General features: G+C 58.2%; 1 protein-coding gene and 1 pseudogene. Both read right to left on the reverse strand.

Going from position 1 to position 2438, the window contains the following annotated elements:
* Nucleotides 1-297 precede the first annotated feature (297 nt).
* On the reverse strand, nt 298-1434 hold the full coding sequence (locus tag NW856_RS11090) for an NYN domain-containing protein (RefSeq protein ID WP_414400288.1): 1137 nt from the start codon (nt 1432-1434) through the stop codon (nt 298-300).
* 362 nt (nt 1435-1796) lie between these two features.
* Nucleotides 1797-2438: pseudogene (locus tag NW856_RS11095) on the reverse strand (dockerin); the annotation flags it as partial.

The raw sequence follows: 2438 nt of genomic DNA on the forward strand, positions 1-2438 counted from the left end.
AGGCCTACAGCCCGCTGACGCGGCAAGGGCGGCTTCGTGCTACGCTGTTGGTTGAACTCCGCCAACTTGAGTATGGCGCAGTGTTAGCAAGAGCAATGTCAGCAGGAAAAGTATCTGGGAGTTCATCCCAGTAGTCGGGGTTATGGCATCCCCCACCACTCGCAAGGGTGGTGTAGCCCAAGAAGTAGGAATTATCCTGTGGCCTGGGAAAGAATCCTTGCCTTTTAGGGCAGGGAGAATGCCAATTTTTGGACAAGGTTGATCCAAGCGAGGTTCAGGCGCTGAGATTGCAAAGGTTTAGCCGGTGGCCGGAGTCTGTTTTGCAGGCAGCGGCACCAGCGTTCCTGTCCCCTGCCAAGCGCACAAATCCACGAACTGGTCGGCTATCCGAATTAACTCCGAGTTCGTGTCCGGCCTGTAGGCGGCTACCTCCAGCCGGCAGCCTTGGCGGCGGATATGCTCGAGGGCCGGCACAAAATCTCCATCCCCGCTCAGCAGCAGCACCGTCTCGTAGCGGGAGCACATCGCCATCATATCCACAATCAGCTTCCCATCCAGGTTGGCTTTGCGGCTGCCGTCGGCGTGGATCACCACCGGCTTGGTGACCACCCGATAGCCCTGTTTTCTCAACTCCCACAGGAAACGACGCTGAGCTTGGTTGTGGCGATCTACCCCGCTGTAGACATGCACTTCCATCTCGGATCTGCCCTGGGCCAGCCAGCTGAGCAGACTGGGGTAGTCGAGATGGGATCCCTGCTGCTGGGCGCTGGCGTGGAGATTGGCCGCGTCGATGAACACCCCCAGGGCTTTGCGGGGAAAAGCAGGGTTCGGCTGGGATGCCACCAGCTGCTGCAGGTGTTGGAGTTGCGCCTGTACAGACTCCAGTTGCTCCAGAGTCACTTGGGGCTGGGATGTCGGCAGAGCATTCAACCGCAGCTCCACGGCTTTTAACCGCTGCTGAATGTGCTGGATGGCCTGGGTGGTGGGGGCCAGCTGTTGCCGCACGGACAGATGAGACGTGGGCCGAGCTTCGAGGGCGTCGATCCGCCCTTGTAATGTTTCCAGTTGGGCCGCCGTCTGCTGCTGCTGTACCCAGATGGGCTCCAAAACCTTTACTTTCTGCTCGAGCTCTTGAATGGCTTCAGCCGGGGAAGCCAAGGTCTGCTGCAGAAGGGACGGTTCAGCAGTGAGCCGAGCGTCCAGCACCTCGAAACGCGCTTGCAGGGTCTCCAGTTGGGTTGCTGTCTGTTGCTGCTGTGTCCAGGTCTGTTCCAGAACTTGGCCAAGCTGTTCTTCGCGGCGGCGGATGGCAGGGTAGGCTGCTGCCAAAGGTAAGAGCCCCCAGATCACTTGGCGGGTCACCAGGGCCGTCACCCCCAGGGCCAGGGATCCCGTCCACAGCCAGGTTAAGGGGAAGGCAGAAGCCCTATTCATACTCATAGTCAGCTCTCCTCAGTTTGGGTTATCGATCTGCTCGGTTGCCAGGATTTTACCTCACTCACATGGGCCACCTCAGGGATCCCTCTTGAAGAGCAAGATGCACAGAACTCACAGAGGCATCGAAGAGGAGCAATTCAGCAACTGCAGTATGCCTGCTATTGGAAGGGGAATCTTCCAATCGCTGGACAAACGTATTTCCCTTGTTGAGCAAACGGATCAGATATCGAGTCAGTTATCGAAAGCAGGCTCAAACTTGTTCCTCTTGACCGACAGGCCCCGTGGCCCGCTCAACCTGGATTCAACGTCCAAGCTATTGGCTGACGGTATGGGCCGTAAAACCATTGAACGGAGCAGGGTCAGTTGGGGATCTCGATGGTTACGTTAGCCAACTGCACATCGTCATGATCCACCCAGGCTCCACCGTGCCGGATGACTGTATCACCTCCCAGCGGCACCGAGATGTGCAGGGATCCCCCGAAAAGGGGAATGCTGATCGGCACTTGGGGGCCACGGGTGACCATGGGGGGCTGAATCAGGGTTTTGCCAGTGCGCAGGGTAACAGTGTTCAGGCCCAGGCGCAGATGTTGCAGCGGCAGGGGAATCTGTAGGTTATCTCCCCCCAGGTGAATCTGCTCGATTTCCACTCCGTTCAGAATGACCTGCATGGGAGACATGTTGGCACTGGGGATCCGGGATTGACCGGCCCGATAGGCGGCAGCTGTATCCAACCCAATCAGGGATCCAATCCGCAAAACCGGTGGGCGCGAAGGCAGGCGTTGCAAAGTGAAAGAGCGGGTCATCTCCACCCCTTGGGCAGGGCCCAGAAATTGCCCGGCGGCAGCCGATTCCGGCGAGTACTGGTTATCGCCCAGGCGGATGACATTGGCCTCCAGCACCAAAGTCGTATTGGGATCCCAGCGCTCCAACTGCAATTGCCAAGGCCGATCCCCGCTGGCTTGACCGTTGCCTGTACTTTGGGAATAGGGCAAGTAATTTTC

Origin of the sequence: Synechococcus sp. R3-13, from assembly GCF_047462195.1 — a bacterium.
GTDB lineage: Bacteria > Cyanobacteriota > Cyanobacteriia > Thermostichales > Thermostichaceae > Thermostichus.

Coding starts and splice junctions, on each gene's coding strand:
- NW856_RS11090 (WP_414400288.1), bottom strand. CDS start 1,434: ATGAATAGGGCTTCTGCCTTCCCCTTAACCTGGCTGTGGACGGGATCC.